Source organism: Tenuibacillus multivorans, from assembly GCF_900103915.1.
GTDB classification, from domain to species: domain Bacteria; phylum Bacillota; class Bacilli; order Bacillales; family Alkalibacillaceae; genus Tenuibacillus; species Tenuibacillus multivorans.
In genome coordinates, this window is the sequence record NZ_FNIG01000004.1 from 100,800 (window position 1) to 126,882 (window position 26,083).

Annotated in this window: 26 protein-coding genes; 18 read left to right on the forward strand and 8 right to left on the reverse strand. The window is 38.5% G+C overall.

Annotated features, from left to right (window positions below; all coding sequences use genetic code 11):
• Positions 1–24: 24 nt before the first annotated feature.
• On the forward strand, positions 25–717 hold the full coding sequence (locus BLP77_RS07625; protein WP_093856532.1) for a hypothetical protein: 693 nt from the start codon (positions 25–27) through the stop codon (positions 715–717).
• Positions 718–758: 41 nt separating this feature from the next.
• Here the strand turns inward: BLP77_RS07625 and BLP77_RS07630 are convergent, their stop codons facing one another.
• The gene (locus tag BLP77_RS07630; protein ID WP_093856533.1) at positions 759–953 is read right to left on the reverse strand and encodes a hypothetical protein; all 195 of its coding nucleotides are present in this window, start codon (positions 951–953) and stop codon (positions 759–761) included.
• 169 nt (positions 954–1,122) lie between these two features.
• On the reverse strand, positions 1,123–2,730 hold the full coding sequence (gene abc-f, locus BLP77_RS07635; RefSeq protein ID WP_093856534.1) for a ribosomal protection-like ABC-F family protein: 1,608 nt from the start codon (positions 2,728–2,730) through the stop codon (positions 1,123–1,125).
• A gap of 306 nt (positions 2,731–3,036) precedes the next feature.
• Between abc-f and mntA the strand changes: the two genes are divergently transcribed.
• From mntA to BLP77_RS07670, 7 genes are all read left to right on the forward strand, one after another.
• Positions 3,037–3,441, forward strand: a complete 405-nt coding sequence (gene mntA / locus BLP77_RS07640) for a type VII toxin-antitoxin system MntA family adenylyltransferase antitoxin (RefSeq protein ID WP_093856535.1) — start codon at positions 3,037–3,039, stop codon at positions 3,439–3,441.
• Positions 3,431–3,835, forward strand: coding sequence for a type VII toxin-antitoxin system HepT family RNase toxin (gene hepT / locus BLP77_RS07645; RefSeq protein ID WP_093856536.1), 405 nt, complete (start codon positions 3,431–3,433; stop codon positions 3,833–3,835). Before mntA ends, hepT begins: the two co-directional genes overlap by 11 nt.
• Before the next feature lie 224 nt (positions 3,836–4,059).
• On the forward strand, positions 4,060–5,028 hold the full coding sequence (locus BLP77_RS07650; protein ID WP_093856537.1) for a TAXI family TRAP transporter solute-binding subunit: 969 nt from the start codon (positions 4,060–4,062) through the stop codon (positions 5,026–5,028).
• Positions 5,018–5,590, forward strand: a complete 573-nt coding sequence (locus tag BLP77_RS07655; protein ID WP_093856538.1) for a DUF1850 domain-containing protein — start codon at positions 5,018–5,020, stop codon at positions 5,588–5,590. Before BLP77_RS07650 ends, BLP77_RS07655 begins: the two co-directional genes overlap by 11 nt.
• 69 nt (positions 5,591–5,659) lie before the next feature.
• The gene (locus BLP77_RS07660) at positions 5,660–7,891 is read left to right on the forward strand and encodes a TRAP transporter permease (protein ID WP_093856539.1); all 2,232 of its coding nucleotides are present in this window, start codon (positions 5,660–5,662) and stop codon (positions 7,889–7,891) included.
• A 136-nt stretch (positions 7,892–8,027) separates the two neighbouring features.
• Positions 8,028–9,197, forward strand: coding sequence for an exonuclease SbcCD subunit D (locus BLP77_RS07665; protein WP_093856540.1), 1,170 nt, complete (start codon positions 8,028–8,030; stop codon positions 9,195–9,197).
• 38 nt (positions 9,198–9,235) lie between these two features.
• Positions 9,236–12,307 (forward strand): AAA family ATPase, encoded by a 3,072-nt coding sequence (locus tag BLP77_RS07670; RefSeq protein WP_425427838.1) that lies wholly within the window; start codon positions 9,236–9,238, stop codon positions 12,305–12,307.
• A 114-nt stretch (positions 12,308–12,421) separates the two neighbouring features.
• Here the strand turns inward: BLP77_RS07670 and BLP77_RS07675 are convergent, their stop codons facing one another.
• On the reverse strand, positions 12,422–12,802 hold the full coding sequence (locus BLP77_RS07675; RefSeq protein WP_093856542.1) for a hypothetical protein: 381 nt from the start codon (positions 12,800–12,802) through the stop codon (positions 12,422–12,424).
• 99 nt (positions 12,803–12,901) lie between these two features.
• Complete coding sequence (locus tag BLP77_RS07680; RefSeq protein ID WP_093856543.1) at positions 12,902–13,294, reverse strand: GNAT family N-acetyltransferase; 393 nt, start codon at positions 13,292–13,294, stop codon at positions 12,902–12,904.
• 112 nt (positions 13,295–13,406) lie between these two features.
• Between BLP77_RS07680 and BLP77_RS07685 the strand changes: the two genes are divergently transcribed.
• Together BLP77_RS07685 and BLP77_RS07690 are read left to right on the forward strand one after the other, a co-directional pair.
• Positions 13,407–13,598 carry a hypothetical protein gene (locus BLP77_RS07685; protein WP_093856544.1) on the forward strand — a complete coding sequence of 64 codons (192 nt, stop codon included), beginning with the start codon at positions 13,407–13,409 and terminating at the stop codon, positions 13,596–13,598.
• A complete protein-coding gene (locus tag BLP77_RS07690) occupies positions 13,595–13,780 on the forward strand; it encodes a DUF3888 domain-containing protein (protein ID WP_093856545.1) in 186 nt (61 codons plus the stop codon). Before BLP77_RS07685 ends, BLP77_RS07690 begins: the two co-directional genes overlap by 4 nt.
• A gap of 431 nt (positions 13,781–14,211) precedes the next feature.
• On the opposite strand, the gene BLP77_RS15810 is transcribed toward BLP77_RS07690, so the two are convergent.
• From BLP77_RS15810 to BLP77_RS07700, 3 genes are all read right to left on the reverse strand, one after another.
• On the reverse strand, positions 14,212–14,373 hold the full coding sequence (locus BLP77_RS15810; RefSeq protein WP_176752996.1) for a hypothetical protein: 162 nt from the start codon (positions 14,371–14,373) through the stop codon (positions 14,212–14,214).
• Between the two features lie 173 nt (positions 14,374–14,546).
• Positions 14,547–16,079, reverse strand: coding sequence for a flotillin family protein (locus BLP77_RS07695; RefSeq protein WP_093856546.1), 1,533 nt, complete (start codon positions 16,077–16,079; stop codon positions 14,547–14,549).
• 466 nt (positions 16,080–16,545) lie between these two features.
• The gene (locus BLP77_RS07700) at positions 16,546–17,076 is read right to left on the reverse strand and encodes a cysteine hydrolase family protein (RefSeq protein ID WP_093856547.1); all 531 of its coding nucleotides are present in this window, start codon (positions 17,074–17,076) and stop codon (positions 16,546–16,548) included.
• Positions 17,077–17,219: 143 nt separating this feature from the next.
• Here BLP77_RS07700 and BLP77_RS07705 point away from each other — a divergent pair, with 143 nt between their 5' ends.
• The gene (locus tag BLP77_RS07705) at positions 17,220–17,495 is read left to right on the forward strand and encodes a YciI family protein (RefSeq protein ID WP_093856548.1); all 276 of its coding nucleotides are present in this window, start codon (positions 17,220–17,222) and stop codon (positions 17,493–17,495) included.
• A gap of 12 nt (positions 17,496–17,507) precedes the next feature.
• Positions 17,508–18,383: a 2-hydroxy-3-oxopropionate reductase gene (gene garR / locus BLP77_RS07710; protein ID WP_093856549.1), complete on the forward strand. Its 876-nt coding sequence runs from the start codon at positions 17,508–17,510 to the stop codon at positions 18,381–18,383.
• 359 nt (positions 18,384–18,742) lie between these two features.
• Here the strand turns inward: garR and BLP77_RS07715 are convergent, their stop codons facing one another.
• On the reverse strand, positions 18,743–19,258 hold the full coding sequence (locus BLP77_RS07715) for a sigma-70 family RNA polymerase sigma factor (protein WP_093856550.1): 516 nt from the start codon (positions 19,256–19,258) through the stop codon (positions 18,743–18,745).
• A 273-nt stretch (positions 19,259–19,531) separates the two neighbouring features.
• On the opposite strand from BLP77_RS07715, the gene BLP77_RS07720 reads away from it, so the two are divergent.
• The 6 genes from BLP77_RS07720 (at position 19,532) to BLP77_RS07745 (ending at position 26,074) form a co-directional block, all read left to right on the forward strand.
• Positions 19,532–20,107 (forward strand): NADPH-dependent FMN reductase, encoded by a 576-nt coding sequence (locus BLP77_RS07720; protein WP_176752997.1) that lies wholly within the window; start codon positions 19,532–19,534, stop codon positions 20,105–20,107.
• 88 nt (positions 20,108–20,195) lie between these two features.
• Positions 20,196–20,837: a bifunctional 4-hydroxy-2-oxoglutarate aldolase/2-dehydro-3-deoxy-phosphogluconate aldolase gene (locus BLP77_RS07725; protein WP_093856552.1), complete on the forward strand. Its 642-nt coding sequence runs from the start codon at positions 20,196–20,198 to the stop codon at positions 20,835–20,837.
• Positions 20,838–21,211: 374 nt separating this feature from the next.
• Complete coding sequence (locus BLP77_RS07730) at positions 21,212–22,630, forward strand: hypothetical protein (protein ID WP_093856553.1); 1,419 nt, start codon at positions 21,212–21,214, stop codon at positions 22,628–22,630.
• 550 nt (positions 22,631–23,180) lie between these two features.
• Positions 23,181–24,323: a sensor histidine kinase gene (locus BLP77_RS07735; protein WP_176752998.1), complete on the forward strand. Its 1,143-nt coding sequence runs from the start codon at positions 23,181–23,183 to the stop codon at positions 24,321–24,323.
• On the forward strand, positions 24,301–24,939 hold the full coding sequence (locus tag BLP77_RS07740) for a response regulator (RefSeq protein ID WP_093856555.1): 639 nt from the start codon (positions 24,301–24,303) through the stop codon (positions 24,937–24,939). Before BLP77_RS07735 ends, BLP77_RS07740 begins: the two co-directional genes overlap by 23 nt.
• A 202-nt stretch (positions 24,940–25,141) precedes the next feature.
• On the forward strand, positions 25,142–26,074 hold the full coding sequence (locus tag BLP77_RS07745) for an ABC transporter ATP-binding protein (RefSeq protein ID WP_093856556.1): 933 nt from the start codon (positions 25,142–25,144) through the stop codon (positions 26,072–26,074).
• Positions 26,075–26,083: the final 9 nt, after the last annotated feature.

Consider the following 26,083-nt stretch of genomic DNA (forward strand, 5'->3'; position numbering starts at 1 on the left):
ATTTTGGGGAGAGGCTGAATTACTATGCTTTCGTTAGAAGCAGCGAATTTGTCCAAATTACTTATTCCATTTATAGTGGTGGTCTTGGGTGTAGCTTGTACTTATAAGCGTAATTTTTGGGAGGCACCCGTGTATGCAATCACCATATTTTATATATTTTTGCTCGTTCATACGATTGTTGGCTTCGGAGATTATTTAGAAACGACCCATGGTTTTTCGGCCTTCATGTTTATTGTTATTTTTTCACTTTTGATTCGTTTAGGTATAGAGTTTGTAGGAAAGAAAATTGCGGTTGTACTTCTCATTGCGACGATTATTGTCTTAATACCTCTTTCGATCAATGTCGCTCAAGATACGTTTGTCACCTTTGAAGAGGTTATGGATGATATGCTAGACGAAGATGAAACGATTGTGAGTATAGGAATTAGTGATTATACAGATGGAGTTAGAGATGAAAAAGTTGTCACGATAGAAGATAAAGAAACAATCAACCATATATTTGAAACATCTGCTAATATGAAATTAAAAAAGCACAGCAATGTATTTCCTCATGATTATTGGATTGATGTTGAAACGAATAAAGGAGATACTCACAATCGGGAAAGATATCGTTTTCGATTGGACGCAAATTTTATTAATGAATATCTCATACTAGATGATAACAAATTCAAGCAAACAATTGATAGTCTTGATTTAAAATGGGAGAAAGTTGAATAATAGAGCGTGAGACCCCTTACAATGGCGTAAGGGGTCTTCGCTTATTTTGTAGCACTTCTCAAATTTCTAAAAGCATTCCAAATGAGTATGGCGCCGAAGATGATGGCAGAAATAAGTCCTACAAAGTATAGAAGGGTGTCAATAAAATGTGCTAATCCTTCGAAAAGTTCAGAGCGAACGGGTACAAACATAAAAGCAAAGGCTGCAATGAAACCGTAAAGTAATCTATTTTCCATTTTGTCTCTCCTTTCTAGTTATGCTAGTCCTTATTAAAACGTATTCAGTTATAAGTAAGATATTATGAGGACTTTTGACTAAAAATATCTTCTAAATGATGATGCTTGAACTTTGATTATCATAAAAAAGAGGAACTTGGGGGTGTTCCAAGTTCCTCTTTAGACTATCTTAATCTAATTCCCTTTTTCGTTCTAGAAGGCTTTCATACTCTTCTTCAAGTTCTGGGCTAGGATCTATACTCAATCGGCTTAGGACTTCAGTAATTTGCGTTTCAATGACAAGACGTTCTTCATCTTGATCCGTTTGATTTTGGCTTTCCAAGAATTCATGTTCCGTTCCTTTAAAAATATGCAATATATGATCTTGTAATATGATGAGCTTTTCTGCTATATTTTCAACAAAGCGACGATCATGTGATACGAACAACACTGTACCGGGATACTCGCTTAGCAAGAGTTCTAATGCTTTTATGGACTCTATATCTAAAAAGTTTGTCGGTTCATCCAATATAAGAAGGTTAACATCGCTAACAAAAATTTTAGCTAATGAAACTTTAACGCGTTCGCCTCCGCTTAAAACAGATACGTCCTTAAAGACGTCTTCCCGGAAAAAGCCTAAACGAGCTAGGACGGTTCGAATTAGCGTTTCATCTTGAGAGGATGTGTCTTGCACGTTCTTTAAAATCGTTTTCTTAACATCAAGTTGTTCTAATTGTTGGCTGAAATAGCCTATTTTGACTTGTGGTGAGCGATTAACATGCTCATCATTATGGATGAGTTCTTGAATTAGCGTTGTTTTACCACTTCCATTCGGACCTAAAATAGCGATTTTTTCACCATTTTCAATATTAAACGATACAGGTTTCCATAGATTTTTGGAGCCTACTTTCCCTAGGAGTTGTTCACACCGAATTAGCGGTTTATTTGATGCTTCGATTGGTGAAGCTAACTCCATTTTAATCGGTGTGGGCTGTTTAATCTTTTCGACTTTATCAAGTTGATCAATACGAGACTGAATGTCCTTAACTCCTTGGTTGAGTTTCTTTTGTTTTTTCGCAAAATAGGGCTTAGCACCAGTGATTTTGGCTTCAGAGTTCGAGGTTTTTTTAGGTTTCTTTATAGCACGATTTGCTTTTTGTTCTTTCAGTCTTAAAGCATTTTCAAGCTGTTTTTTCTTTTGTACATATTTCTCGTATTCCTTTTTATGGTGCTGAAGTTTTTCTTGTTTTTGCGCTTCAAAATCTGAGTAGTTGCCGGTGTATTCTATAATGGTCTCCTCGTCAATTTCCCAAATCTTTGTACAGAGTTCATCTAGAAAAGCGCGATCATGAGACACGATTAGTAACGGTTTGCTGAATTGTTTTAATTCGTCCTCAAGTTTTTCGATATGGTATTGATCAAGGTGTGTTGTGGGTTCGTCAAGTAAAAAGAAATCTCTTTCTAGTGAAAAGATCCGGCGAATCCACTCTTGTGTAATTTCGCCGCCACTCATCATTCCTTGTTTTGGTTTGAGTTGCGGTAGGTAAGCCGCAGTTCCATATTTCTCAATTTGACCTTTAGTCGGATTGAGTCCACCAGCAATCAATTTTAATAACGTTGATTTTCCTGATCCATTTTTTCCAATCAGTCCAATCCGGTCATATTCATGTATCGATAAATCATCTATTTCAAACAATTTACGGTCGGCTATTTCGCATAAAACATTTGATATACGGCAAAGTATCTTATCACTCCCATTAAATTTATAACAGATAGGAGCATAAAAATAACCCTCCATCCTTGTTTTAAGACAAAGGGATAGGAGGGCAAAAAATACTCCTATCCTACACGAAGATAAAGGCATGATAAGTAAGCCCTTTAATTAAAGGGTTTACGACATGATCTTTATCTGATGAATAGAATAAGAGTATTACTTCATTAGCCTACAGTTCACTTCTTTCCGATTGATTTGTTCATTAGTTTATTAAAGTTGATAAGATATGTCAATGAGGTCTTTGAGCTTCTTCATAGTATTGGATGATGGAGGAAAATGGTCATATAAGTTAGAATAGTAAAAACGAATGCCTTTAAAGGGTGTGGTTAAATGGATGGTAACATAAAAGGGAAAATAGTTGATTATTTATTAGAAAAAGTTGAACCGGTCTACATCATTTTGTTTGGCTCCCAGGCAAAGGGTGATGTTCATGAATCAAGCGACGTGGATTTAGCCTTTTTTTCATATAAGGATTTTTCGTCGTATGAACGGTTTATCGTGGCGCAGGAGTTGGCTGATATCATAGGCTTTGAAGTAGATTTAATTGATCTAAAAGATGTATCAACAGTTATGAAGGCACAGATATTTCATACCGGCGAGGTCATTTACTGTGCTAACGAAACACTTAGGCAGGAACATCATATGTATGCCTATAGTTTCTATGCCAAATTAAATGAGGAGAGACAGGTTATCATTGACCGAATTAAAGAAAGTGGGACAATCTATGGAGAATGATGTGATCTTAAACAAATTAACTATTATTGAGCGCTGTATAATAAGAATTAATGAAGAGTATGAAGATAATTCTGCTAATTTAGAAAACTATACCAAGCAGGATTCAATTATACTAAATATACAGCGAGCCTGTGAAGCTGCTATAGATTTAGCTATGCATGTTTCAGCCGAATTAAAACTAGGTTTACCTCAGAAAAGTCGAGAAGCATTCGATCTATTGAATGAGTATGGTGTTATAGATGAACTTGTTACGAGCAGTTTAAAAGCTATGGTTGGTTTTCGGAATATCGCTGTCCATGATTACCAAAAGTTGAATTTAGATGTTTTAGAAAAAGTTATTGAGAATCATTTAGTTGATTTGAAAAAATTTAAACAACAAATCTTAAAGTATTAAAAGAACAAAACCGAGTATGGTCTGCCATACTCGGTTAATATATTCATTAAAACTCTAGCCCTATTAGTCAAGCTAGATAAAAATTTTTGAGGCAGATTTAAGTATTAGATTGTCTTTACATATATTACAATATTATGTTATTAGCTAGAATAAAAGATGACAATTTTGTGAGATTTATGATATGATAGATAATCATAAAATTAAAATTACAAGGGGGAATTTTTGTGAAAAAGTTTAGTCTATTACTAGTACTTTTTCTTACACTTGGTCTATTCCTAGCCGCTTGTGGCGAGGATGACGGAGGAGAATCCGGCGGAGATGGCTGGGTTGAAAACGTTACACTTCTAACGGGTGGTGAAGCTGGTACATACTTCCCGCTAGGTGTTGCAATGGCTGATGTAGTCTCATCTAATGTTGATGGTGTATCAGTAGATGGTATTAGTAGTGGTGCTTCGGTTGTAAACATTAACGAAGTTTCTGCTGGCGAAGCTGAAATGGCTTTAGTTCAAAATGATACCGCTTTCTATGCACAAGAAGGTACGAAAATGTTTGAAGAGGTAAAAGATGGTTACAGTGGTATATTTACGATCTATCCTGAAACGATTCAAATTGTAACGACTGTAGACAGTGGTATTGAGACAGTTGATGATTTAGTAGGTAAACGTGTAGCTGTTGGAGATGTAGGTTCTGGTACTGAAGCAAACGCTGAACAAATCTTAGGTGTACATGATATTACGTTTGATGATATCAGTGCAGAACACATGGGCTTCGGTGATGCATCTACAAACCTACAAGATGGTAACATTGACGCTGCATTCGTAACTTCTGGTACGCCAACTGCGAGCATCCAAGAGTTAAGTGCAACAACTGATATTAGTCTAGTAAGTATTTCAGACGATATGATTCAGGCGTTAATGGATGAATACCCTTACTATGCTAAGGAAGAAATAAGTGCTGATGCTTATGAAAGCTTTGACAGCACAGCTACAACTGTAGCAGTTCAAGCAATGTTAATCGCGCGTGATGATCTACCAGAAGATCAAGTATACGAAATGGTCAAAGCAATTTTTGAAAACAAAGGTGATATTGAAGAAGCTCACGAGCGTGGTAAACAGTTAACAGTTGATACGGCACAAGATGGTATGTCCATCGACCTTCATCCAGGAGCAGAGAAATACCTGAATGAGCAGTAATCCATCAACTGAACAGCAAAACCAAAGGGCATTGCTAAAAAGCAATGCCTTTTTTAACAAAAAATTCATTATAACGTTAGTGATGATCATCATGGTCGTAACAACTGTTGTTTTATTATTCATGAATACTACGGGTAAAAAATTAGTCATTGAGGATTTACATAATGGGGATATTTTATGGCAAGAAGAAGTGCATCGTGGTGATTGGTTTTCCCACCGCTACATTCATTCTGTTGAGAGGTCTCCGGTTGAAGAAAAATTCAAGATTGACGAAGACTGGGTTATTTTAACGATGGAAAGCTGGACTAAATCATTTGGGGCTGGCTTACCGTATGAATATAAAGGCGATGTTAAAATGGAAGATGGATATTTTATTATTCAAAATCTAAATCGACCTGTATTCGGTGGGGAACTAAAGATGCAACCTTCTCATTTATATCCTCATGCTTTCCACTTTAAAGACCAAGAGGTGACACTATCAGAACCTCCATATTCTGATACACAAATATTGATAGAAGTTCAGGATATGAACATATGGGACCGAATAAAACTTTTATTCTAGTTAATATGTTTGAAAACGCTTATAAATATATAAGACTAGAAAATTTACTATGGACGAAAGGGGTTTGACATGGACGAAAAGCAACAGCAAAAGATGATTAATGAGCTTGAAGGTAGTGACCGTGAATTAAGTGGTCTATGGGCCGTAGCTGTCATCATAGTTGCCGTATTTATGTCGGCATTTCATTTTTATGTCGCCGGCTTTGGTTTACCTGGTATTGGTTCTAAGACCTTCTTAATTTTTCACTTAACGCTAGCTCTAGTATTAATATTCATGATCTTTCCTATAAAAAAGAGGATGGGACAAACTAATATCCCAATCTATGATATCGCTTTAGCAGCTTATGCGTTTTATGTTGGGATGTTTATTATTCAGAGGCAGGATGCTTCTTCCATTATGTCAGGTGACCCAACAGGATACGAGATTTTTATCGGGTTATCCTTAATTATTCTAGTACTTGAAGCAACGAGGCGTGTTGTTGGGTATCCGTTAGTGGTGATTGCCTTTATTTTTATCGCTTATTTCTTCCTAGGTGAATTTATGCCTGGGCAATTCCACCACACACGTGGCGACTTTGAACGTTTTATTTATGAAATCACTTACCGTAATAACGGTATATTCGGGACGCCTATTTATGCATCGGCTCAGTTCGTGTTTATCTTTATTTTGTTCGGTGCAGTATTAGAATCAACGGGTGCTGGGAAAATGTTTATCGACCTTGCATTACGTGCATTCGGACGGTTTAAAGGTGGACCTGCGAAAGCGAGTGTTATGGCAAGTGGAATGATGGGTAGTATCTCCGGTAGTTCAACGGCTAATGCGGTTACAACTGGTACGTTTACCATCCCATTAATGAAAAAAGTTGGCTTTAAACCGCATGTAGCGGGTGGTGTTGAGGTTGCAGCGTCATCAAGCGGTCAGTTTTTACCGCCGATTATGGGTGCAGCAGCCTTTATCATGGTTGAGCTAACGAGTATACCGTACTATGAAATTATTCAAAGTGCGATTATTCCAGCGATTTTATGTTATGTTGGTATTTTGTTTATGGTGCATTTCGAAGCATCCAAAAATGGAATCAAAGGTATGGACCGAAGCGAACTTGTAAAAGGTCGTCGCTTACTGATGCAGCAAGGTTATTTATTGATTCCGATTTTTGTTTTGCTTTATTTCTTAGTCATCGAGCGTGTATCCGTAAATAATTCAGCGTTCTTCTCGATTACGATTTTGTTAGTGATTGCGTTATTTGCGCATCGATTTAAAGAAAGTGTGGGTCGAGCGTTCGTATTTGCAGCGATTTTACTTGGCTTGGCCTATAGTATTCAGTTTATAATTCAATACGTCAATATAGGCCTTTATAACCTTAATGACGTCTTTAATATTAGCTTTTTCAGTTCTGAGACGATTCGTTGGAAAGGCGAAATTGCAACGATGGTGTTAATAGGAATTATTGTAGCTCTAGTCTTTGCACTAGGACAGAAGAAGTTTAAAGTTGACGCGGCACCAGTGCGCTATGGAGCACGTGAATTATTATCAGGTTTTGAGCTTGCGGCTCGTAACTCATTATCAATTGTCGTAGCCTGTGCGACGGCAGGGATCTTAATTGGCGTTATTACAACTTCAGGTTTATCGACTAAATTCACACGGATCGTTGTTGGTTTCTCATCTGACCTAGCAGCACTCGTGCCAAGCTTTATGACAACGGAAAATACAGAGCTTTATTTTGCATTAATATTAACCGTGTTTGCTTGTTTATTATTAGGTCTTGGTTTACCTACAACTGCAACTTATGTTGTATTAGCAGCCATTGTTGCACCTGTTTTAGTAGACATGGATGTGCCTGTCATTGTGGCACACTTATTCGTCCTTTATTACGGCGTTCTTGCAGATGATACGCCACCGATTAACTTACCAGCTTATGCGACAGCAGGTATTGCGAATGCTGGACCGGTACGAACGGGGGTTCAAGGTTTTAAATTCGATACAGCAGCGTTGTTACTTCCATTCGTCTTTACGATGAATCCAACGATTTTGTTAATCACAGATGCTGGTTGGATTGAGGTGACATTGGCAATTATTACAGCTACAATTGGTATGGTTGCCTTCGCATCATTTATCCAGAATTGGTTAATAACGAAGTATCATTGGATCGAGCGTATGATCGCATTAGTTGTGGCGCTTATGTTTATTCAGAACAATGTTTGGACCGATATTGGAGCAGTCGTAATCGCTGCAGGTCTATTCGGGTTTCAATATTACAAAAGCAAAAAACAGAACAAGGAAGTTACAGCTAAAGCAAGCTAAGGAAAGGCCTCGAGTATAAGCTCGGGGCCTTTTGTATAAGAAAACAACCTTTATCTGACGGGAGAATTTACACATATGGAAGCGGACAATCACATGTTAAAATAATAATAAGATTAATAGAAAGGAATGAAGACTGTTGAAAATTTTCCACACAGCGGATTGGCATTTAGGGAAATTAGTGCAAGGTGTTTATATGACAGGGGAACAGGCACATGTACTTGAACAGTTTTTAGAAGCAATACGACAAGAGCAACCGGATGTTGTCGTTATTGCTGGTGATTTATATGACCGAGCCGTACCTCCAACTGATGCGGTTAATCTATTAGATGATGTTTTACGAGAAATTGTTATAGATATAGGAATACCCGTTGTGGCAATAGCGGGTAATCATGATAGTCCGGGACGGTTGAATTTTGGGTCGAAGATTATGCAGGATAACGGGTTACATATTGTTGGTCAATTGACATCTGCATTAGAGCCTGTTGTGTTGTCTGATAAATATGGTGAAGTACATTTTCACTTAGTTCCTTATGTGGATCCAAGTGTGGTTCGGCAGTTATTTGAAGATGACGAGATACGAAATCTTAATGACGCGACTGAACGTATTGTAGAAAAAATTTCAGAGAAAATGGATTCAGATGCACGTCATGTTTTTGTCGGGCACCAGTTTGTGACGCCATTAGGTGAACCGCGGGAAAATACGAGCGAATCGGAACGGCCGTTATCGATTGGTGGAGCGGAGCATGTCGATGCCAAGCATTTTGAACAATTTAATTATACGGCACTTGGCCATCTGCACCAGGCCCATCATGTTGGTCAAGAGACAGTTCGCTACTCAGGCTCACCATTAAAGTATTCCATTTCGGAAGAGCATCATAAAAAAGGCTATCTTGTCGTTGAAATGGATGCAGATGGTGACGTTACAGTTGCAAAACGGGAATTGTCCCCGCGTCGAGATATAAGGACGGTTGAAGCAACGATGGACGAGCTATTGAATCACGAAACGAGTGAGGATTATGTGTTTGTCCGTTTGCTTGATGAGACACCTGTCTTATATCCAATGGAAAAAATTCGTTCTATTTATCCTAATGCGATGCATGTTGAACGGAAGAACCTTGTAAGTGCTAATGAGGTGACGGGTTCAAGTGAAAAAGTAGAACGACATAAAATGAGTGACCTCGAATTATTCCGTGCTTTTTATGAAGAAGTAAAAGGTGAAGCGGTGTCTGAAGAGACAGAAGACATTTTTAAAGAGGTTCTTAATGATGAGTTACAACAAAAACGAGAAACGGTAACGCATAAATAGGGAAGGGAGTGTGACAAGTGAAACCTATTAAATTAACGATGACCGCTTTTGGCCCCTATAAAGATCGAGAAGTGGTTAATTTTACAGAGCTTGAAGATTATCGTTTATTTGTGATTTCGGGCAAAACGGGAGCTGGTAAAACAACGATTTTTGATGGTATCTGTTTTGCCTTGTACGGTTATGCGAGCGGTGAGGACCGGCAGGATTACAAAATGCTACGCAGTGACTTTGCGGACGATCAAGTACATACAAGTGTGGAAATAGTGTTTGAATTACATGGTAAAACTTATCGCATTCTACGACAGCTTGGACATGTAAAGCCGGGTAATAAGACTGCTACAGGTGAAAAGTATGAATTTTTTGAGGTCAGGGATACAGGAGAGGTTCCATGTGTGGATCGCCAAATGGTTTCCGAAATTAATCAACGAGTCGAGGAATTGGTGGGCTTAACGAAGGACCAATTTTCTCAAATTGTGATGCTACCACAAGGAGAATTTCGTAAGCTCTTGACCTCAAAAACAGAAAATAAAGAAGAAATTTTGCGTCGTATTTTCCAAACCTATCCTTATCAAGCGATTACTGAACAGCTAAAGGAAAAACGGAAGGAAGCGGAGGATGAATTTGCACGTGTAAGACAATTACGTGATCATCATGTTTCTGAAATACGCTCCAAACTCCCAGAACGAGAAGAGTCGCAATTATTCAAGGTTCTATCACATGAGCACTTTAATATGAATCAAATAGTTGAGGGACTTGAAGCAGAGTCTAAGTATTACCTTGAACAGGTAGATGTGATGCATAAGGAGAAAGGGAGAGCATCTAAACAAGTACAGGCTATGCAGGATAAGCTACAGAAAGCCAAATCCCTTAATGAAAAATTTGATGAGCTTGCACAAAATGAGAAAAAGCATTCCGAGCTTCAAAGCCAGGAGCATTCGATCAATGAACAGCAAGTTTTACTAGAAAAAAGTGAGCGAGCGAGTCAAATCGAAGTACAGGAATCACATGTGAAGGGCCTGCGCCAGGATGTTGAACAAAAAAGACGAGCCAAGGCTGAGGCAGAAGTCAATCAAAAGAAGGCGCGTGAAGCATTAGAGAAGGCCGAGAATGATTTTAAAGCTGAAGAGGGACGTAAGGGTGAACGTGAAGTTTTACTAAATCAATTAAATAGTCTAAAGGATATGCGTCCCAAGGTAGAGGAATTAAGTGGTAAAAGAATAGAAGTTGAACAGGCCGAAAATGAACTAAAGCAGTTGCAATCACAGTATCAAGCTGTAGAACGTCAATTAGTAAAAAAACAACAGGAAAAAGAGCAGTTAGACCAACAAATTCGATTGGATACTGAAGCGGTTGAAAACTTGAATGCCAAGATAGAAAAGCGTAATGAACTACGTGAAAAGTGGCGTCAAATCAATCGGTATATCCAACTGCTCGGTGAACGGGATAATCTTAGCGATCAATTAAAGGCTGAAAAGAAAACTTACCAACAAATTAAAACTGATTTTGAAATGAAAGAGAAGGCTTGGATTCATGGACAGGCTGGAATTTTAGCGGAGCACTTGCATGAAGGTGAGCCTTGTCCAGTCTGTGGTAGTATCAATCATCCTAACAAGGCAGAGATTGCAGTGGACACACCTTCCAAAGAAGAGTTAGACCAAGCCAAAGCAGTTTATGATCAGAAGTATAAGGATTATACGGATCAGGTCGCTGAATATAATGCGAATGCTAATCGTATTAAAGAAGTAGAAGAGATATTAAATGAATATGATATCCCGCTTGAAAATATTAAACAAACGTTTGATTTAATTAAAAAAGAAGGACAAGAAGTGGGGTATGAGGTTGATCAGCTTGAACAGAAATCGAACCAGTTAAAAACCATGCGTGAGCGTGCTGATCATTTGGCTAAGGCAGTCAATCAAGTAGAAGCCAATAAAGAGTCGCTACGAAAACAATTTGATCAACAAAATATAGCCTACGAAAAAGCAAAGTTGACTTATGAAGGTTTATTAGAATCAGTTCCAAAGGACGTTCGTGAGTTAACAGGATTGGATCAAAAGATTAAAGAGGCTGAGGATCATAAAATAGCATTAGAAAAAGCATGGGAGAAAGCACAAGAACAGCTTAACATGGCACGTGAGTCAGAGGTGAAAGCAAGCACCCAGAAGCAAAATTGTGATATTGCTTTAAAAGAGACGAATGAGAAGCTCGAGAAGGCTGAACAAGTTTTCCAACAAGCACTGACTGAGGGTGCCTTTTCCAATGAAGATGAATATCGGAAGGCGAAACGTACGGAAGAAGAGCGCAAACAATTGAAGGATGAGATTGAATTATTTAAACAGAACGTAGCTACTGTAAATGCGCGAATAAAGGAGCTTAATGAACAATTAACAGATAAGGAAAAGGCAAATCTAGAGGCATACGAAGATGAAATGAAAGAATTGCAAAATCAATATGAATCAGTCCTGCAATCCTATAACGCAACCGTTCAGCATCAAAAGGATGTCGTCGACCTGAAAAATCGAATCGTTGAATCGAGCGAGCAGGTCGATGAACAGGAGAAAGCATTGAATCGAATAACGGATTTGTATGATGTTGTTCGTGGTCAAAATGGACGGAAGATTTCGTTTGAACGTTATTTGCAGATTGAATACTTAGATCAGATTGTCGTCGCAGCAAATATGCGACTGAAACGGTTGTCGAACGGGCAATTTTATTTGAAGCGGAGTGACCGTCAGGAAGCACGCGGACGTCAAAGCGGTCTTGGACTCGATGTGTATGACGTTTACACAGGACAGGATCGCGATGTTAAAACATTGTCTGGTGGTGAGAAATTTAACGCATCATTGTGTTTGGCTTTAGGTATGTCAGACGTCATCCAAAGCTTCCAGGGTGGAGTTTCAATTGAGACGATGTTTATTGATGAAGGCTTTGGTTCACTGGATGATGAATCGTTAAATAAAGCGGTCGATACATTGATTGATTTACAACAATCTGGTCGAATGATTGGCGTCATATCACACGTTCAGGAATTGAAGTCAACTATACCAGCGGTGCTTGAGGTTAAAAAATCACGTGATGGATACAGTCAAACAGAGTTTGTGGTGAAATAATTGGTGGGGGTTGGACAGAGGTCCAATCCTTTCGTTTAGGAAAATAACAGTGATGACTGGGACTTTCTTATTTTTTTCAGAATTATAGAATTAGAATAAGAAAATATCGCTCCTTTAACCTTCCATCATTTTTAGGTAGGGAATCTTTTTACCATTAACAATCGCAATATATGCCTGTGTATCTGTGTCATATATTTTCGTGCCGACGGGTAATACATTAGCCGAGCCATCTTCAAATTCACTAGCCTGTTCCGTTTGATTTGTGATTTCACCTATTTCCTCACCTAAAGTATAGTTTAGTTTCAGGACCCAACTAACGTCCGATGCATAGGAAAAAACATATCCATCGAGAAAAAATATATCTGCACCATTGTTATTTAAATAATCTTCGGGAATAGGGTTGGTAATGGGTTTTTGACTATTATTGTTGTTGTCATCAATATTACAGCCCCCTAAAAAAGATAATAGTATGATTAATGGTAAAAATGTTTTCATCTAAATTCCTCCCGAAAATCATAACTCAATCACGATTTCTATAATAGATTAAAAAATCTGTCCACTGATCATTCTCGAGTGAAAATTTTTCTCGAACCATTATCTTCTTTGCCATACTCCACCAGAACTTCGTGTAAAACCATTTCGTTTATAAAAATTAGTATTCTCACGTTCAAAGGTTACGGTGACAATTTCTAATCCAAATCGTTCGGCTTCATTTAATAATTCAGTTACCAATGCACTTCCGATACCTTGGCCTTGGTAGTCTGGATGAACAATAATATCTTCCATATAGCCATGTTCGAGTACCATCCCACAAACATAACCAAAGGCGATTAATTTATTGTTTTCGTTCCTGGCACCTGCCCAAAAGTTACAGCGTTCAAATAAGGCTGGGTAATCCTGTGGACGACCGCCCCAACCGACTAATTCTCTTAATTCAGGTACTTCGTGATTAGATATAGGCCTATTAATTATGATTTTGTGTTTCATTTTATTCTCCTTATATAAATGTGTTTATTTACCTTTTTCTACAGGATATGAAGGTTTTCCTTTTCATAACTAATTGTTCATTGGGTGAAGATATTATAAAAGGGTGAAAATCATGAAACGAATAATTTTTATCTTAATGATACTCATTTCTATGAATGCAAATTCTGTGGTAGCAGATAATCAATCAGATTATGAGAAAACCATTCTGTCATTAATGTGGCATCATATTGATCATGCTGTTCAAGCCTATTACGAGACAGAAGGAATCGATGGGGTTCAATTTCATCAGGAGATTTACGAATGACCAATCATCGTTCATTTGTCATCATCATTGAAATCGATTCGTTTGTTGGCGCTCATAACACGATTGGGACGGACGAGCTTAAATTTGTCCGAAAAGATGACGTACAGCTCATAAATTATAAACATACACCATCTCCAAATAAAGAGAAAATATTAGAATTTATAAATAGAAAAAGTTCCTGATTAAAAAACACCCGCAAGATTGCGAGTGAGTAATTAAAATATTATGACAATTTATATTAAACGAAAGGTGAAGGGATTCTTCAACCTTCCGTGCGTTTAGTTCATGTTTAAAAGTGAGTTATGTTTATTTTTGTTTCTTGTTGAATTTTTGTTGTTTAATATATTGGTCGCGTAAATCTTTGATTCGTGTTGTTGTGCTGTAATCAAACATTTAAAATCCCTCCTAAGCTTTTTTGCATGGTAGGTTAAAAACTACCTGCAATTAACTTAACTTCGCCTCATACCTTGGCGAATTTTTACTCAAAGCCAAAAGTCATTATATAACCCTTCCTGATGTCTGGCCTCCGTCTAAAGTCTGATTTCTATTTGTTTAACGATTAGTTCACAATTCATTCACAGAAAGAGTATCGGGGGAGGCCAATACTCTTTCATTAGGCAAGTTTTCCTTGATGCTTTATGTTTAACACATGACGAAAGATGTGAATTAAACTATGATTACTCGGTTTAAAGCTTTTCATGTTTTGTTGTTGCTCTAGACATTCTTTTCTTACTTCTTCTAATCTCAAACGATTAGAATCATATAAATCATACATGAGATTACCCCCACTTGTTTTATTCCACTCTTAGTTTACGTTGTGGCGGGGTTTTTAAAAACCGTATGAAGATTGATTCTGGCTCATGCTTGAGTCTGATTTTTGATTACGACTTTTGTGGAGATGGCTGGATAAGGCAAAATAAAGAAGGGTGAGTGGACTCACCCTTCAACTTATTCATTACGATTGGATTCTTTTTTAGTGTTCTCCTCTTCAAATTCATCTGGTTCTGATTCCATCGAAGAACGACTTGCCTCTTCCTTGATCACGGTATGCGTATTCCCACGATTGGCAAGGTCAGATAAAAGCTTAGAAATATCAATGCCAGTTAGGTCTTTTAATGGTTCTTGCACCTGTGCCATTGTGTTTGTGACTTGTTGACCGTAGGAATTAATACCATTTCCGCTGCCGCTATCGATGACTTTGACTGAATCGATATTTGATAGTGGGTGAGAAATTTCTCTAGCGTAATCTGGTAGCATCTCTATTAGTTTCTCAGCAATGACAACGTCACCGTGCTCCGCAATCGCCTCTGCTAATTGACGTCTGGCCTCAGCTTCTGCTTCACCCTTCTCACGGATGACTTCAGCTTCGGCAAGACCTTGTTCGCGCTTGATTCTAGCATCGGTTTCACCGTCAATTTGTGATTTTCGTGCTTCAGCTTCAGCAATTTTCGTTGTTTCGTAGTAATCAGCATCGGCTTTAGCTTTACGTACTTTGGCTTCTTCTTCCTCAAGCTTAACGAGTCGTTCGCGTTCTAAATGTTTTAATCGTAAATCTTCTTCCTTTTCTTGAGCGACTAGCTTTAATTTTTCCTCTTGAACTTGCTTATCTAGTCGAGCCTTTTCTAATTGATAGGATTGTTCAGATTTAGCACGGGCACGTTCAGTTTCTTCTTTAATAGCCGCATCATTTAAGTCCTTCGTTTTCTTCGATTCAGCGATTTCTGATTGCCGCTCAAATTCTTCTTCCTTCGCTTCTTTGTCGTTGTTAGCTCGGTGAATTCTGGTTTCTTTATCAGCATCAGATTCAGCTAATTCGGCACGTTTACGGGCTTCGGCAATTCGCGGACGGCCAAGATTATCTAAATAACCATTCTCTTCGTCAGCATCACGTAAGTCCTGCAACCCAAGTGACGTGATCTTAAAGCCCATTTCATCTAATTGTTTTTGAGCAACCTCTGTCACTTGTCGGTTAAATTCTTCGCGATCTTCATTAATTTGTTCCACGGACATTTTTGATAAAATAGCCCGCAGATTTGCGTTTAAGACTTCCGATATTTCGGCTTCTTGTTCTTTCGATTTCTTACCTAGGAACTGTTCTGCATAAAGGGCAATGCCTTTTAACGTATCTGCTACTTTAACCATAGCTACAGCATCTGCAACAATCGGCACCCCTTGTTTGGTGTAAACCTTAGGAGTGGTTAATTTCAACTGGAACGCATTTAAATCAACTGGTGTAGCCGTTTGGTGCATTTTAAGTAAATGACCGCCACCACGAATAATTTTCATGGACCGGCCTTCATCGTCTGTGAAAATATTCGTTTCCTTTTCAGGGTTACCTAGCCTCGGACCAGCAATGATTAATGCTTCATTGGATTTTGCCGTTTTGTAACGGAACTTCATCCAAATCCACCAAATAAGCCCGATAATGGCTGCGACTATTAATACTGGAATTAAAATGGCTAAAAATGCTAAAAAACCCATAAAAATATCCCCCTCATTAATTTATTTAACTCCCTTTAAAAAAGTCCAGACTAGAAATCCTCTTAAAAAAGGAGGTTAATTTACATTCCTAGGTATATTTGAAAACTAAATACTACCCCTTATAACCTATTAGAGATATTTTTTAAATATTAATTAGAAGGAAAAATTAATCTACAAAAAAAAGAGGAGTTATGTTAGTAGGTATAACTCCACTTATCAACAACTTATGCACATTATCCACATTTTTTTATATAACTAATCAACTTATCCACATGTTGTTAGCGATTATGTCAAAGCTATAAAAATTATCCAGACGTTTTCCATAAACTATCCCCAAAAATTGTGGACTTGTCCCCAGCTATTCACAGGTTTATTCACAGGTTATGTGAATATCGACATTTTTCGAGATAAAACGATCATATTTTTGCAGAGGTAAATAGAATTCAATGTGTATAACTTAGTGCCGTCAGACGTGGTATTCCTCCAAATACTCATCAAATTCTAAAACTTCTATCGTATTAGACCAATGAAGAGCTGTACCAACGAAATCACGGATGTCGAGTCCCTTCATCTCGTAAGTGTTTTCATCATTAACTGTACCGGTAGCATCTTCTATAAACGTTACATCGTATCCTCGATCGAAACCCGATATAGCAGTGAACAAGCAACAAAACTCAGTATTAAATCCCGTGATATAGACATGATTAACCCCTAGTTTTTCTAAAAGATTGGATAAATCTGTTTGATAGAATGAACTTGGTGTCGTTTTTTCAACTATATGATCAGCGTAATGTTTTAAAGGTGAGTATAATTCCGACCCTTCAGAATGTCGGTATAGAGGACTATCTTTCACGTCATCAACATGTCGCATAAAGATAATGGGCTCACTATTCTTTTTAAAATCTTTCATGATGTGTTCTATTTTCGATAGTTCGTCCGTAAAATCCTTAAAGTTTACAATACTTTTTTGTACATCAATGACTAGTAATGCTTTCATCTCAATTCCTCCCTTTTGGAGTTACACTTCTATAATTTTGAAATGTTATCCTGCAATATTTGTAGAAAACTGTTTTTAAAAAGGAATATCTATGATTTATCGTGAATTAAATCATTAAGACTTTAAAAGAGAGGAGCATGGTGATGAAGTATTTTGCTGTATTTTTACCGATGAAGGATAAGGAAAAAAGTCAATCATACCGACCACAGCACCTGACTTTTTTAGAAAGGATGAAAGAGGAACAGAAAGTGTTAATGTATGGTCGTTTTCCAGATGGGGCAGGAGGGCTTGTTATATACCGTGCAAAAGACATGGATGAAGCTATCTCCCATCTTAAAAAAGATCCATTTGTTCAAGTTGGGGCACGTGATTGGGAGATTCATGAATGGGAATTAGTTTCTGAGTATGAGTTCGATTAAAGGAGTGATTCAATGAAAATTGGTTTTATCGGATTAGGCATTATGGGTAAGCCGATGTGCAAAAACTTAATTAAAGCTGGGTATGATGTCGTGGTATCAAGCTCGAAATCTGCGACAAATGATGAAATGAAGAAAGCGGGAGCTGAGGTGGTTTCTTCCTATAGTGATTTAGCGTCTCAAGTAGATGTTGTCATTACAATACTTCCGAATTCACCTGAAGTAAAGGATGTTATTTTTGGTGAAAATGGAATAGCAGATGATTTAAAAACAGGTGCAACGGTTATTGATATGAGTTCAATCGCCCCGTTAGCCAGTCAAGAGGTATCTGAAGCATTACACAATCGGGAAATATCTTTTATGGATGCACCGGTAAGCGGTGGTGAGCCAAAGGCGATTGATGGCACAGTGTCTGTGATGGTGGGAAGTGATTTGGAAACATTTAATCGCTGTAAACCGATTCTTGATACAATGGCCGGCTCAGTGGTAAGGGTTGGTGACGTAGGTGCTGGAAACTCAACGAAGCTAGCCAATCAAATCATCGTTGCTCTTAATATAGCCGCTGTGTCCGAGGCATTTGTTTTAGCTAATAAGATGGGTGTCGATCTCGGGTTAATGCATGAAGCAATTCGGGGTGGACTTGCAGGTAGCACGGTTCTTGATGCGAAAGGACCAATGATGATTGATCGCAACTTCGAGCCCGGTTTTAAAATAGATTTACATTTGAAGGATTTAAATAATGTGATGGAGACAGCTAATGAATTAGATGTTTCTTTACCTTTAACCAACTCCATGCAAAAAGCTTTGGAGAAACTAACAACTGAAGGTTATGGTCACGAGGACCATTCGGGGATTTTGCGATACTTTGAAGATATGAATCGAACGGAATAACAAAAGAACCTTCAACTCTACTTGATAGTTGAAGGTTCTTTCACGTTTGATCTCCGACTATTAAAATCACTTCTTATACTCCTTTCGAATTAGAATCACCTCCCTTTCGATTAGTTAGAAGCTTTTCGTCGTCGTGCTTCTTGTGCTTGTTCTTGTTGTTCCAGGTATTTCTTTTGTAAATCCTTGTACAATACACTGTGTAGTTGATTTTCGAATAAATACATGTTTTATCACCTCCTTGTTATCTATTAATAGTTTATATTTCAAAACGACTCTACTAAACGGGATACAGGTTGATTTTAGTTCATTCCCCAGTCTGATTTTGTTCTCAGTCCTCAACATAAAAAAACGACCGACATCTAGTCGGTCGGAGTTAAATATGATTTTAAAATAGGGCGTAGCTTTCGTCTTACCTCTTTACCCCAACCTTTTACGGCATCAACGGTTGTATCTTGTTCTTCAGCTATTTCCTTTAATGACATTCCTTCTACAACTTTCTTCTTCACATAGATCTGCTGTTTTGCAGTAAGGGGTTCATAAACTATTTTCCAAAAGTCAGGGTCGTAATTATCTATCAATTGATTGTGTCCGGGAACTTCCATATATTCTGAGGTCGTTTCATGTTTAATAATGCGACTATTTTTACGAATTAAATCAATTAAACGACTCTTAATGGTAATGTAAGTAACTTGGGGGAAATAGTCCCGACCACTATACTTTTGATATGATTCCCAGAGTGCGATGAGTCCAGCTTGGTAAAATTCCCCGTCACGATCATGGATGTTTAGTTTCTGAATGAGGTTATAAATCATGCCTTCGTATTGGTTTGCGACTTGTCTAAACTCATGCGCTTGATCATTTTTAGCATCCCGCACGGCAGTATCCCCCTATTCCTAGCTTAAGAATAATCATAAGTGGAAAAGCTGTCTATTGAGAAAATTGAATATTCTAAGGTGAAAATTGCTCCGAATGACTAAAATACGTCTAAAAATTTAATTTTCCTATCTATTACTAAAATCGAAATAGTAGTAGAAAAGGGGGGGTTATTTTCCAAATAAATTGATCAAATTTTTAAAATGAAACACTTGCTTATGGTACACTCGTTTCTTATGATAGAAACTATGATTAAAACAACAGGAGTGAGAGCTATGGGACAAACTTTAAAAGTAGTAGGAATTAGTGGAAGCCTTCGAAAAGATTCCGTTAACAAGAAATTACTTGATTTTGTTGCAACGCAGTTCCCTAATGAAGTTGAATATAAATATGTTGACTATTCCGAAGTACCACTATTTAATCAGGATACTGAAATGCCTATTCCAATTGGTGTAAAAGCCTTTAAAGAGCAGGTTGAAACCGCCGATATCGTCATTTTTGCAACACCTGAATATAATGGTTCGATTCCCGGTGTGTTGAAAAATGGCATTGATTGGCTCACACGTCCAACAGGTCATAATTCACTAACTGGAAAAGTAGCTGGAATTATCGGAGCTTCACCTGGACAAGGTGGTACGATTAAAGCCCAATTACATTTGCGTGAAATTTTGAGTCATGTAAATATGGATGTACCGGGACAGCCGCGTGTGATGTGTAATTATATAAAAGATAAATTAACTGAGGATGGAGATATCCAGTTAGAAGGTAAAGAATTAGAAAACGTTCAAAAATTAAACAAACGTTTGATTGAAATGGCGAAAGCCTTTAAAAAGGATGAAGTGACAGTGTAAGACAAAGACTCATCTTAGGTTATTACCATTTAGCATTAATAATCGTGTATACTAAGCTTGTATAGGTTTTTTATAAGAGGTGTTAATCATGAAAGAAGATCATTTAAGAAAGATTAAAGAATCTGGTATTGTGGCGGTTGTTCGACAAATCGATCCAGATAAGGTTCACCATGTTATAGATGCGATCGTTGAGGGCGGAGTCGCTGGCATTGAAGTGACCGTTGATTCAGAGCAAGCCTTTGATGTCATTCGCGAGGCGAAAAAACGTCTTGGGGATCGTGCTGTTGTCGGAGCTGGCACCGTTCTAGATGGACATGCCGCTTATAGAGCTATTGAATCAGGTGCTGAGTTTATTTTTGCACCAACATTAAAACGGGAAACCCTTGAGGTTGCAAACCGCTATGGTAAGATTGCGATTCCAGGCGTTTTTACACCAACTGAGATTTTGCAAGCATACGAATGGGGAGCGGATATCGTTAAGATTTTCCCAGCCAGTGTACTCGGACCGAAGTTTATCAAAGATGTACGCGGTCCTTTAGGACATATTGATATGATGCCGACTGGTGGTGTCAATGTTGATAATGTCGGAGAATTTATTCAAGCAGGTGCGTGTGCTGCAGGTATTGGTGGATCACTTCTTAAGAAAGATTTGATTCAACAAGAGGAATATGAACAACTTAAAACCTTAGCTCAAGATTTTGTTAAACAGGTTAAGCAAGCACGAAGTTAGTTAGATAGAAGCAATCTTTATGTGAAAGTAAAGATTGCTTCTTTTATTTTAAATAAGGTCCATTTGAGGTGGTGCTTTGGGGAATTAGCATCTTTCATTGGGGAATAATAGCCTTCCATTGGGCAAAAAATTAAGTTTCTCGGGCAATTATTGATGTTTATGGGGGAATTATGATGAATGATTGGGGATTCAACCTATGTAATTGGGGATTCAGGGTAGGGTATTGGGGAATCAGAGTAATGACTGTATGACGTTGGGGATTCATAAAAATCATGGCGCATTCAGAACACCTTATTGAGGAATTATCATCGACCTTCCATTCTCACCAACCTAGGCGTATGTGCATATGATGTTCCAGAAGGAGGGACATCATTATGGAGTTAACCTTGGCACATTGGTTGTATGCGATTGTAACACTAGTGGTTATTTTGACGATGGTCTTTCGAAAAGGGGTTGTGCTTCCAACCCTTCTTGGAACATTCCTCGTCGCATGGGTATACGATGAAAGTATTATTACGGGTTTTACGGCTGTTTTTAATGCGAATTTAACAGCTGCAAACGAACTCTTTAACATATTTTTAATCATCACATTCATGGTCGCGTTGCTTCATTCGTTAAAAGATTTAGGTGCTGATCAGCAAATGATTGCACCGGTACAAAAAATTATGACGAATGGGCACGTCGCTTTTCTAGTATTAGTTGTTATTACGTTTATCATCTCATTATTTTTCTGGCCAACACCAGCAGTTCCGTTAATCGGAGCATTGTTAATTCCAGCTGCGGTTCGTGTTGGATTACCTGTCATGGGGGCAGCTATGGTTATAGCACTTGCTGGGCAAGGGATGGCATTGTCTGCAGATTATGTTATTCAAGTTGCTCCGATGCTAAGTGCATCAGCGGCAGGTGTTGAAACTGGGGCTGTAGCGGATAAGGCTCTTGTACTATCGCTCGTCACAGGTGTTGTTGCGATTAGTTTGGCTTACTTGATGATGAGAAGTAAAATACGTAAGCCAAATGATCCGCAAAACACTGAAGCGCTAAAAAAACTTCCAGGACAGGAAGAATCAACAACGGCGTATTCAGCTACGCCTAAGTGGAAAAAGTTTTTTGCTGCATTAGTACCGCTATCAATGCTTGGAGTCATGCTCTTCATGATCTACACGAAAATCACGGGTGGTCGTGAAGGAGGCTTTGAAGGTGGTGACGGTGCAGCACTCATCGGCGGGGTAGCTGTCCTATTATTAGCCTTTGCCACAATTGCATACGGTAAAGCGAAGGCATTCGATCGTGTGAGTGAGCATATTGTAAGTGGCTTCGTCTTTGCCTTTAGAGCGATGGGGCCAGTCATTCCGATTGCAGGGTTTTTCTTCCTTGGAAGTGGCGATTTTTCCGGTAGTATTCTATCACTTGGAGATCAAGAAGCGCCATCGTTATTATTCGATTTGGTAGCAGCGGGTCAAAGTGCCATTCCTGAAAGTGCCTTTCTTACCGCATTTGGTATATTAATAATCGGGATTATTACTGGTTTAGATGGGTCAGGATTTTCTGGCCTCCCGATTACAGGATCCTTATCTGGTGCGTTAGCCAGTGGTGGTGTCGATCCTTCGACATTAGCGGCCATTGGTCAAATTGGAACGATATGGACTGGTGGTGGTACGTTAGTTGCTTGGTCATCACTTGTAGCTGTAGCTGGTTTTTGTGGCGTATCCGCTATTGAACTAGCACGGAAAAACTTTATCCCCGTTATGTTAGGGCTTATTGTCTCGACTCTTATTGCGCTTTGGATTTGGTAGATTGCCTCAACTGCCCGAGCACACATGCTTGGGCAGTTTTAATATGAACGCACCTGGTTAGGTGATAAGTGATTGAAGATTATCTCGTACTGTTCGTAGACAGGCGCAAATGATTGAAGAATTCGTTGTACTGCTCGAAGATAGGCGCTAAGCGATTGAAGAATTCCTCGTACTGTTCGTAGATAGGCGCCAAATGATTGAAGAATTCGTCGTATTGCTTGAAGATAAGCGCTAAGTGATTAAATTTTCATTCGTCATATTCTGGATTGAGAAAAAATAGAGGGGTTTTGAGAAAAATACAAACGACTTTGAGAAAAAAATGGACCCGATTGAGAACAAACTCTGCAACTATGAGAAAAACACCTGCGACATTGGGAACAAACTGATCAACATTGAGAAGAAAGAGACGATTTTAGAGAAGTACTAAAATAGAAATAGGAAAACCAACTAGCGGCGGCTAGTTGGTTTCCTTATCTTTATGGCTACCATTCATCTATTAGCTGCCGTTTAATGTTATGATAGATAAATAAACAAGCTGATGGGTGATGGAATGGAACGTCATTTAATTTGGGTCTGGTTAAGTCTATTAATCGTTACATGGGGTGCTGCATTTTCCTCTACATTTGGAGGGATATCTCAGGTCCCACCTCTACAGTGGCTAGGAAGTGCGGTTTTCTTTGCGTTGATCTTTCTACTTCCACTATTTCAGAGAAATCAATGGTTTATGACAATGACACTAAGCGGGGCCGCGGTTGTAACATCAATGGTATTTATCTCTGAATCGAGCTCATACATATTATTAATCTATTCATACCTAGTTGGTGAGGTCCTTTTCCGTTTGTCACGTCAACAAGCCATTGCAGCTGGGTTAATATTAATGACTAGCTTCTTGATCGCTACACCTTTTACAATTAGATTTTCTTTATTATTGATTGTTTTTATGGCAGTCGTAGCGGTACTGGCTTATAGACACTTGCAGCAGTGGAATGAGGCTGATGCCCGCTATGATGCATTATTACATGAATATCGAAGACTTAAAAGAAAATCGGCATCTGATGAGAAATTAGCGCGGCAAGAGGAGCGAACGCAAATTGGTCGAGAGATTCATGATCGTGTTGGCCATAAGTTAACGAACCTCTTAATGCAATTGGAAGTGGCACGAATGGAAGCAGACCAAGAGTCCAAGAACCGATTTCATATGTTAAAGGATTTAGCAAAAGAAAGCTTAAACGAAACGAGACAGGCAGTAAAAGCGATGAATCAAGATGAGATTGGTGGACTACCGGCTATCATTCGGTTGATTCGTAAGCTTGAAGCAGAAAATTATATTCGCATTCATTTTTTAGTAAAAAATCGTGCGTTTTCTGCTGATTTAGATGTTGAGCAGACTGTGGCTGTGTATCGTGCTGTTCAAGAAGCGCTAACGAATGTGATGCGCCATAGTTCAGAGCGTGAAGCGTCGGTCTTATTTGAGTCGCCTGGTGGAAGTGTGTTTCGTTTCGAAGTGTCGAATCCGATTGTAGATGATTACGAGTACCGCGAGGGCTATGGTTTACGTTCGATGCGTGAACGGTTAAAGAAGGTTGATGGACGGTTGGATATTTTAACCTATCAACATAAATTCACTATCCGTGGTACATTACCCGTGATTAAAAAAGGAAGTGATTCAGATGCATCGCATGTTACTAGCTGAAGATCAGTCATTAGTCATGCAAGGTTTGAAGATGATGATTGAGACAGACGATGAATTGCGTGTGACCGGTGAAGCAAAAAACGGGAATGAAGCGATCAGTCTTTGTGAAAAGCAGTGGTTTGACGTAGCTATTTTAGATATTCGAATGCCTGAAATGGATGGACTTGAAGCGGCCAAAATAATTCGAGAACGTTGGCCAGATATAAAGGTTTTAATGTTGACTACTTTTAATGATGATGAATATGCTCTTGAAGCACTGCGTATCGGAGCCCATGGGTATATGTTAAAGGATGCTGATGCGGAATCATTAATTAAATCTATTAAAAGCTGTTTAGCAGGAGGCTTGCAGATTCAAGGAGAGGTTGCTGCAAAAGTGGTTCCTCGCTTGCTCGAAAAAGAGACTCATCATGAGCCTAAGCTTCATCGTGATTTAACGCCACGGGAGACCGACATTTTAAAACGAATTGGGGAAGGTAAAAGTAATAAAGAAATTGCTGACGAGCTTGCTTTATCGGTCGGTACAGTGAAAAACCATATTAGTGTGTTACTCGATAAATTGAATTTGCGCGACCGTACTCAGTTAGCGATATTTGCGATAAAAAATCAGTTGGTATAGACATTATGCGCGGGATCCAGTGACTTATGCGCGACTTTTAAGGTTTACGCGCGGAATCTAAAATATATGCGCGACTTCCAAATTGTTATAATAAAATGACTCTGGTCATGGATCATTTTATAAATCAGTGACTGAAGGCAGTGTTCGTACTGTCTTCTTTTTTTATATATTAGGATTAGATGAAGTGAAGGAGGAGAAGTGAATGTTAGAAACAGTTGATTTGAAAAAAGTATTCAAAAATAACGTTGCGGTCAATGATGCCAATCTTTATTTGGACCAAGGCGAATCAGTCGGCTTACTCGGTCCGAACGGGGCTGGTAAGTCAACAACTATTTCAATGATTTCATCGCTGTTGGTACCAACCTCTGGTGATGTGAAGTGGCATGGGAAAAGTGTCGTGAAGGATCCAAAAACGATTCGCGATGTGCTCGGCGTTGTACCACAAGATATTGCACTTTACGAAGAATTATCAGCATTAGAGAATTTAAAGTTTTTTGGGAAGATATATGGCCTTAAAGGAAAAGAATTAGACACGAAAATAAATGAAGTCTTAGAAATTGTCGGTTTAGAAGAACGTCAGAAGGAACTCGTTAAAACCTATTCTGGCGGGATGAAGCGCCGTATTAACATCGCGGTTGCATTATTACATGAACCCGAGTTCATTATCATGGATGAACCAACTGTAGGGATTGATCCACAGTCCAGAAACTATATATTGGAAATGGTACGTCAGTTAAATGAAGAGAAAGGGATGACGGTCCTTTATACAAGTCATTACATGGAGGAAGTAGAAAGGCTTTGTGATCGAATTTATATTATGGACCACGGTAAAATTATCGCCACCGGTACGAAGGATGAACTAACGAGTATTTTATCCAGTGAAGAGACTATTTTGGTTGAGCTTGATCGGTCGTATCCGAATTTAATTCAAGCATTAGAAAGCCTTGATGATGTTTTACAAGTTACGGAGCACGATAAGGGGATTAAACTTATCGTACCTAAAGGGTGCCGTTTACTTGGAAAAGTATTTCAACAAGCCGAAAAAGAAGAGGCTCAAATCGTAAGTATCAATGTTCAAGTTCCGACGTTAGAAGATGTGTTTTTACATTTAACTGGTCGGAAGCTAAGGGATTAGGAGGTGTAA

Bases quoted from the DNA above. Each gene is read 5' to 3' on its own strand.
- BLP77_RS15810 (WP_176752996.1), bottom strand. From the start codon at position 14,373: ATGTATGATTTATATGATTCTAATCGTTTGAGATTAGAAGAAGTAAGA.
- BLP77_RS07735 (WP_176752998.1), top strand. From the start codon at position 23,181: ATGGAACGTCATTTAATTTGGGTCTGGTTAAGTCTATTAATCGTTACA.
- BLP77_RS07695 (WP_093856546.1), bottom strand. From the start codon at position 16,079: ATGGGTTTTTTAGCATTTTTAGCCATTTTAATTCCAGTATTAATAGTC.
- BLP77_RS07725 (WP_093856552.1), top strand. From the start codon at position 20,196: ATGAAAGAAGATCATTTAAGAAAGATTAAAGAATCTGGTATTGTGGCG.
- BLP77_RS07730 (WP_093856553.1), top strand. From the start codon at position 21,212: ATGGAGTTAACCTTGGCACATTGGTTGTATGCGATTGTAACACTAGTG.
- BLP77_RS07745 (WP_093856556.1), top strand. From the start codon at position 25,142: ATGTTAGAAACAGTTGATTTGAAAAAAGTATTCAAAAATAACGTTGCG.
- BLP77_RS07655 (WP_093856538.1), top strand. From the start codon at position 5,018: ATGAGCAGTAATCCATCAACTGAACAGCAAAACCAAAGGGCATTGCTA.
- BLP77_RS07630 (WP_093856533.1), bottom strand. From the start codon at position 953: ATGGAAAATAGATTACTTTACGGTTTCATTGCAGCCTTTGCTTTTATG.
- BLP77_RS07625 (WP_093856532.1), top strand. From the start codon at position 25: ATGCTTTCGTTAGAAGCAGCGAATTTGTCCAAATTACTTATTCCATTT.
- BLP77_RS07675 (WP_093856542.1), bottom strand. From the start codon at position 12,802: ATGAAAACATTTTTACCATTAATCATACTATTATCTTTTTTAGGGGGC.
- BLP77_RS07720 (WP_176752997.1), top strand. From the start codon at position 19,532: ATGGGACAAACTTTAAAAGTAGTAGGAATTAGTGGAAGCCTTCGAAAA.
- BLP77_RS07660 (WP_093856539.1), top strand. From the start codon at position 5,660: ATGGACGAAAAGCAACAGCAAAAGATGATTAATGAGCTTGAAGGTAGT.
- hepT (WP_093856536.1), top strand. From the start codon at position 3,431: ATGGAGAATGATGTGATCTTAAACAAATTAACTATTATTGAGCGCTGT.
- BLP77_RS07740 (WP_093856555.1), top strand. From the start codon at position 24,301: ATGCATCGCATGTTACTAGCTGAAGATCAGTCATTAGTCATGCAAGGT.
- BLP77_RS07685 (WP_093856544.1), top strand. From the start codon at position 13,407: ATGAAACGAATAATTTTTATCTTAATGATACTCATTTCTATGAATGCA.
- BLP77_RS07690 (WP_093856545.1), top strand. From the start codon at position 13,595: ATGACCAATCATCGTTCATTTGTCATCATCATTGAAATCGATTCGTTT.
- mntA (WP_093856535.1), top strand. From the start codon at position 3,037: ATGGATGGTAACATAAAAGGGAAAATAGTTGATTATTTATTAGAAAAA.
- BLP77_RS07680 (WP_093856543.1), bottom strand. From the start codon at position 13,294: ATGAAACACAAAATCATAATTAATAGGCCTATATCTAATCACGAAGTA.
- BLP77_RS07705 (WP_093856548.1), top strand. From the start codon at position 17,220: ATGAAGTATTTTGCTGTATTTTTACCGATGAAGGATAAGGAAAAAAGT.
- BLP77_RS07670 (WP_425427838.1), top strand. From the start codon at position 9,236: ATGACCGCTTTTGGCCCCTATAAAGATCGAGAAGTGGTTAATTTTACA.
- BLP77_RS07700 (WP_093856547.1), bottom strand. From the start codon at position 17,076: ATGAAAGCATTACTAGTCATTGATGTACAAAAAAGTATTGTAAACTTT.
- garR (WP_093856549.1), top strand. From the start codon at position 17,508: ATGAAAATTGGTTTTATCGGATTAGGCATTATGGGTAAGCCGATGTGC.
- abc-f (WP_093856534.1), bottom strand. From the start codon at position 2,730: ATGGAGGGTTATTTTTATGCTCCTATCTGTTATAAATTTAATGGGAGT.